Origin of the sequence: Paraburkholderia sp. Ac-20347 (assembly GCF_017104805.1) — a bacterium.
Taxonomy (GTDB): Bacteria; Pseudomonadota; Gammaproteobacteria; order Burkholderiales; family Burkholderiaceae; genus Paraburkholderia; species Paraburkholderia tropica.
The window spans coordinates 1-5,964 of the sequence record NZ_JAAGPN010000365.1; the positions used below are offsets into that span (position 1 = coordinate 1).

At 68.7% G+C, this 5,964-nt stretch carries 6 protein-coding genes; 4 read left to right on the forward strand and 2 right to left on the reverse strand.

Annotation, left to right across the window (positions count from 1 at the left end; genetic code table 11):
* Positions 1–549, reverse strand: a 549-nt coding sequence (locus G3N97_RS35365; protein ID WP_346778166.1) for an alcohol dehydrogenase catalytic domain-containing protein, incomplete at its 3' end; no start/stop codon positions are given.
* 129 nt (positions 550–678) lie between these two features.
* Positions 679–1,347, reverse strand: a complete 669-nt coding sequence (locus tag G3N97_RS35370; RefSeq protein ID WP_205997475.1) for a glutathione S-transferase — start codon at positions 1,345–1,347, stop codon at positions 679–681.
* 104 nt (positions 1,348–1,451) lie between these two features.
* Here G3N97_RS35370 and G3N97_RS35375 point away from each other — a divergent pair, with 104 nt between their 5' ends.
* The 4 genes from G3N97_RS35375 to G3N97_RS35390 all read left to right on the forward strand — a co-directional run.
* Positions 1,452–2,492 carry an alpha/beta fold hydrolase gene (locus G3N97_RS35375; RefSeq protein ID WP_205997476.1) on the forward strand — a complete coding sequence of 347 codons (1,041 nt, stop codon included), beginning with the start codon at positions 1,452–1,454 and terminating at the stop codon, positions 2,490–2,492.
* A gap of 375 nt (positions 2,493–2,867) precedes the next feature.
* Complete coding sequence (locus tag G3N97_RS35380; protein ID WP_205997477.1) at positions 2,868–3,578, forward strand: 2Fe-2S iron-sulfur cluster-binding protein; 711 nt, start codon at positions 2,868–2,870, stop codon at positions 3,576–3,578.
* Positions 3,579–3,593: 15 nt separating this feature from the next.
* Positions 3,594–4,595 (forward strand): xanthine dehydrogenase family protein subunit M, encoded by a 1,002-nt coding sequence (locus G3N97_RS35385; protein ID WP_205997478.1) that lies wholly within the window; start codon positions 3,594–3,596, stop codon positions 4,593–4,595.
* A partial coding sequence (locus G3N97_RS35390; protein WP_205997479.1) for a xanthine dehydrogenase family protein molybdopterin-binding subunit occupies positions 4,592–5,964 on the forward strand: 1,373 nt, incomplete at its 3' end. The genes G3N97_RS35385 and G3N97_RS35390, both read left to right, overlap by 4 nt.

Sequence of the window (5,964 nt, forward strand, 5' to 3'; positions counted from 1 at the left end):
GAACGCGCCCGCCGCGCCGTTCACCACGACCGTTTCGCCCGCCGCGAGCCGTCCGCGCCGCAAGCCGCCGAACGGCACCACGAGCTTGCCGAGCGCCGCGAGTTGCGCCGGTTCGAACGCCTCCAGCCCGTCGAGCGGAAACAGCAGCGACGCCGGAAACTCGCCCGCCTCGCGCAGCGTGCCGTGCCGCAGATCGGCGAGCATCGGGCCACTGTCCGCGCTGGTCGCCGTCAGGCCGAGCAAGGCCTGCGCGGGCTCGCGCAGCGCCTCGCTCGCGATCCAGTACGGACTCACGGCCACGCGCTGCCCTTCGCGATAGCCGTAAACGCCTTCGCCGATGCCGATCACGCGCCCCACGCCATTCGTGCCCGGCGAGAACGGCGTGGGCGGATACGTGTACGGCAGGCTGCCCTGCAGATACGCGCGCATATAGCTGAGCAGCGGCACGGCCTCCATGCGCACGAGCAGCGTGCCGCGACGCGGCGTTGGCTCCGGCAATTCGCGCAGCGCGAGCGGCTCGCCCACTTCGTCGAGCATCCAGGCTTTCATCGTCGTCTCCTCGTTGCGCGAACGCGCGCGAAGGGTTGGATCGTCGTGCATCACTACGGATCGAAAACGTCCGCGTGTTCAGCCGCGCGCCTTAATCACGTGCTTCAATCGCGCGCCTTAATCGCGCATTCAGCCGAACAACGTGTACTCGCCGCCCCGCGCAAGCGCCCGCTGATACGCGGGTCGCGCGTGAATGCGCTCCAGAAACGCGCGGATCGACGGATGCTTTTCCGCGCCCGCGCGCTTCGCACCGGCTTCGAGCGGAAAGCTCATCTGCACGTCGGCGGCCGTGAAGGCGTCGCCGGCGAACCAGCCCGTCGCGTCGAGTTCCTTCGCGATATAGCCGAAGTGCAGCGCAAGCTGCGGCCCGACGAAGCCGCTCTCCAGCGAGCCCGCCACCTTGCGCACGACCGGTTTCACGAAGAACGGCACCTTCGCGCCCGCGATGCGTTGCGCGACCAGCGCGAGCAGCAACGGCGGCATCGCCGACCCTTCCGCGTAGTGCATCCAGTAACGGTAGCGCAAATAGTCGGGCGTGCCGCGCGCGGGCACGAAGCGGCCATCGCCATATTGCTCGACCAGATATTCGAGGATCGCACCCGACTCGGCCAGCGTGTGTTCGCCATCCGTCACGACCGGCGATTTGCCGAGCGGATGCACCGCGCGCAACGCAGGCGGCGCGAGCATCGTCTCCTTGTCGCGCTGATACTTCACGATGTCGTACTCGACGCCCAGTTCTTCGAGCATCCAGAGCACGCGCTGCGAACGCGAATTGTCGAGGTGGTGAACCGTCAGCATCAGGACTCCTCCAGTTTTGTCGGCGTAACGTCATCGCCTTGTATGCGAAATGAATCATCGCGATTAACTGCTAGCATGCACGGAAAACAGAACAGGAGACTACCGTGCATGCCGTTCTTTTCACGCTGATCGATGGCGTGGCGATCGTCGCGGCGATCGCCCTGGCGACGCTCGTCGCCGCGCTCGTGATGGTAGCGTCCGCCGGGCCCAGGGCGGCGCAATCCGAGGATGTATTCGGATTCGAATCGCTCGACGCGCCGCCGGCCGCGAGCCTGCCGCCCGTGCAGCGTTACGCGGCGCGCGACGGCGAGCCGCTCGCGTTCCGCTTCTACGACAGCACGGCTTCGCAGGTGCTGATCTTCGTGCATGGCTCGTCGTATCACGGCGCGTCGTATCACGCGCTCGCGGCGCATCTGAGCCAGCGCGGCATCGCGCGCGTCGTGCTGCCGAATCTGCGCGGCCATTATCTGTCCGGCACGCGGCGCGGCGACATCGACTATATCGGCCAGTTCGAGGACGATCTCGCCGATCTCGTCACGCATCTGCGCAATCGCGGCGAGTCCGGACCGATCGTGCTCGGCGGCCATTCGAGCGGCGGCGGTCTCGTGATTCGCTTCGCGGGCGGCGCGCATGCCGCGCTCGTCGCGCGCTTTCTCGCGCTGAGTCCGGCCATTGCGCGTTCGCGTTCGCTCAAGGCCAATAGCGGCTGGGCGAGTCTGCATCTGCGACGGATCATCGGGCTCGCGCTGCTGAACCTGTTCGGCGTGCACGGCTTCGACGCCTTGCCGGTGATCGCCTTCAACAAGCCCGCGCGGTTTCGCGACGGCAGCGAAACGCTCGCGTATTCGTATCGGCTCAATAGCGCGTACCATCCGCGCGCGCGTTTCGATCGCGATGTGGCGAAGCTCGGCGCGCAATCGGCGGTGCTGGTCGGCGCGAACGACGAAGCCGTCGATGCGCCCTTGCTCGGCGAACTCATCGCGCGCGCCTCGCCGGCAACTTACTTCGCTATCCTTCCCGATATCAATCACTTTGGCGTGTTCACACGCGAACCGGCGATCGCGGCCGTGGCGGCATGGCTCGCCGCTCAACCGGACGACGGCGACACGCAGCGCGTCGCGGCCAGCGCGGCCATCGTGGTCTGAGGCATTGCGCGAGAAACATCGGACCGATCGCGCGGAAGGCAAATTCGATGGCGGCTGTCCGCGCCGCCAGCTTCGCGACGGCTCGACGTCAGCCGCACGACAGGTCCGCGCCAGAAGCCGCATCGTCACGTGTTTTTCGCCTTCGCGCGCTTTACTTTCCTCGCGCTCGCGCGCAACGTGCAGATCTGATCCTGCCGGTGCGCCGGGTTGGCGGTCGGGTTGGACACCGTGTCGGCGCCGCACGCGCGGCACTGAATTTGCTGCCGACGATGTTTCGCATTGTTTCGTAGACCGAGGTCCGCACGCTGCGCGACGTCTCACGCGGCATCGCGATGCGCGTGCGCTTGCCATCCTTGATGGAGCCAGCCGAACGCCATGTCACACGATCGCTCTCACGACGCGCCCGCTGCCGCCGACACCGCATCCACGCCCACCGACACCTCGCGCCGACGCTTCCTGCAATCGGCCGCCGCAGCCGCCGCGCTCGGCGCGACACCGCATCTGCACGCCCAGCCCAACGCGCCCGCGAGCGACGCCGCGAACGACACCGCAAGCGCGCCGCCCGTCGTGCCCGCGCAACCGGTTCAACTCAACATCAACGGCCGCGAGTACGCGCTGCATATCGAACCGCGCGTGACGCTGCTCGACGCCTTGCGCGATTACGCCGGTCTCACCGGCACGAAGAAAGGCTGCGATCGCGGCCAGTGCGGCGCGTGCACCGTGCTCGTCGAAGGCCGGCGCATCAACGCGTGCCTGACGCTCGCGGTGATGCACGAAGGCCAGCGCATCACCACGGTCGAAGGTCTCGCGAGCGCGACGCAAGCGAGCCAGCTCCAGCGCGCCTTCGTCGAGCACGACGCCTTGCAGTGCGGCTTCTGTACGCCGGGACAGTTGTGTTCGGCGACGGCGTGTCTCAGCGAATTCGCGGCGGGCACCGCGAGCGCCGCGACCGCCGACGTGCGCACGCGCCCCGCGCAACTGAGCGACGCCGAAATCCGCGAGCGCATGAGCGGCAATCTGTGCCGCTGCGGCGCGTACGTGAACATCGTGGCGGCCGTGCGCGACGCGCACAGCGCCGGCGCGTGACGCACGGAGCCGCTCATGGACGCTCTCTCCTACCAGCGCGCCGCCAGCATCGACGCCGCCATCGCCGCCGCGCAGCAACCGGGCGCGGCCTTCATCGGCGGCGGCACGAATCTGCTCGATCTGATGAAAGGCGGCCTCGCGCATCCCGTCACGCTGATCGACATCACGCGCCTCGCGCCGCTCGATCAGGTGGAGACCTTGCCCGACGGCGGCCTGCGCATCGGCGCGCTCGTGCGCAACAGCGACGCCGCCAATCACGCCCTCGTGCGCACGCGTTATCCGCTGCTCTCGCAGGCGCTGCTCGCGGGCGCGTCGCCGCAATTGCGCAACATGGCGACGGTCGGCGGCAATCTGCTGCAACGCACGCGCTGCGATTACTTCTACGACACCGCCTTCGCGCAATGCAACAAGCGCGCGCCCGGCAGCGGCTGCGCGGCGCTCGGCGGCTTCAACCGGCTGCACGCGATCCTCGGTGCGAGCGCGCAATGCGTGGCCGTGAATCCGTCCGATATGAGCGTGGCGCTCGCGGCGCTCGACGCCGTCGTGCAGGTGCGCGGTCCGAACGGCGCGCGCGCGATTGCCTTCGCGCAGTTTCATCGACTGCCCGGCGAGCGTCCCGATCTCGACACCACGCTCGCGCCCGGCGAACTGATCACCTCGGTCGATCTGCCGCCGCCCTCCTTCAGCGATCACGCGCACTATCTGAAGCTGCGCGACCGCGCGAGCTACGCGTTCGCGCTCGTGTCCGTGGCGGCGGCGCTGCAACTCGACGGCCGGACCGTGCGCAGCGTGCGCCTCGCGCTGGGCGGCGTCGCGCACAAGCCGTGGCGCGCGAGTGTCGCCGAGCAGCATCTCACCGGCCGGCCACTCGACACCGCAACGTTACGCGCGGCCGCCGCCGCTGAACTCGCGCAGGCGCGGCCGCTGCCGGGCAATGCGTTCAAGGTCGAACTGGCGCAGCGCGCGATCGTCCGCGCGACTTTGCTGGCGGCGGGCGCCACAGGAGACTTCGCATGAGCGACACGAACCGCCTGATCGGCCAGCCCGTCGATCGCATCGACGGCGTGCTCAAAGTCACGGGCAGTGCGAGCTATGCGTCCGATTTTCCCGAGGCACGGCTCGCGCACGCGGTGATCGTGACGAGCACGATATCGAGTGGCACGATCACGTCGATCGACACGCGCCGCGCGCAGGCGATGCCCGGCGTGCTACTGGTGATGACGTGGCAAAACGCGATGCGCCTGCCGAACAACGGCCAGACGCCGCTCGCGCCGCCCGCGGGCCGCCGCCTCACGCTGCTGCAGGACAACGTCGTGCGCTACAGCAACGAGCCGGTCGCGGTCGTGGTCGCCGACACGCTCGAGCGCGCCATCGACGCCGCGCAGCACGTCAAGCCGGTCTACGCCGCCACGCCCGGCACGCTCGATTTCGCGCGCGCGAAAACCCAGGCGCACACGCCGCCCTCGCCGCCGGGCCGTCCCGCCGATTCGTCGCGCGGCGATGTGGAAGCGGGACTGAGCGAAGGCGCGGTGCGCATCGACGCCATCTACACGACGCCGGTGCAATTCCACAATCCGATGGAACCGCACGCGACGATGGCGCACTGGGACGGCCCCGAACTCACGCTCTACGACTCGACGCAAGGCGTCTCCGGCGCGAGCACCGCCGTCGCCGCCGTGTTCGGCGTGCCCGCCGCGAACGTGCGCGTGATTTCGCCGTTCATCGGCGGCGGCTTCGGCTGCAAGGGTTCGTCGTGGTCGCATGTGAGTCTGTGCGCGATGGCCGCGAAGCAGACCGGACGCCCCGTGCGTCTCGCGCTCGCGCGTCCGCAGATGTTCGGCCCGGTCGGCTCGCGTCCGCACACCGAGCAGCATCTGTCGATCGCGGCGCGCAAAGACGGCACGCTGACCGGCCTGCGTCACGACACCTTTTCGCACACCTCGACGTTCGAGGACTGGACCGAGCTGTCCGGACTCGTCACGCGCATGATGTACGCGGTGCCGAACCTGAGCACGAGTCATCGCGTCGTGCCGCTGAACGTGGGCACGCCGACCTTCACGCGCGCGCCCGGCGAAACCACCGGCTCGTTCGCGCTCGAATCGGCGATGGACGAACTCGCGTGGCGGCTCAAGCTCGATCCCGTCGCGCTGCGTCTAAAGAATTACGCCGAAGCGGAACCGCAGGAAGGCAAGCCGTGGTCGTCGAAGGCGTTGCGCGAGTGCTACGCGGCGGGCGCGGAACGCTTCGGCTGGGCGAAGCGCGTGAACGCGCCGCGCGCGATGCGCGAGGGCAATACGTTGATCGGCTGGGGCATGGCGAGCGCGACCTATCCCGCGAATCGGGGCGAAGCGTCCGCGCTCGCGCGCATCCTGCCCGACGGCACGGC

Excerpts from the sequence above, each read along its gene's own strand:
- G3N97_RS35385 (WP_205997478.1), top strand. The coding sequence starts at position 3,594 with ATGGACGCTCTCTCCTACCAGCGCGCCGCCAGCATCGACGCCGCCATC.
- G3N97_RS35370 (WP_205997475.1), bottom strand. The coding sequence starts at position 1,347 with ATGCTGACGGTTCACCACCTCGACAATTCGCGTTCGCAGCGCGTGCTC.
- G3N97_RS35380 (WP_205997477.1), top strand. The coding sequence starts at position 2,868 with ATGTCACACGATCGCTCTCACGACGCGCCCGCTGCCGCCGACACCGCA.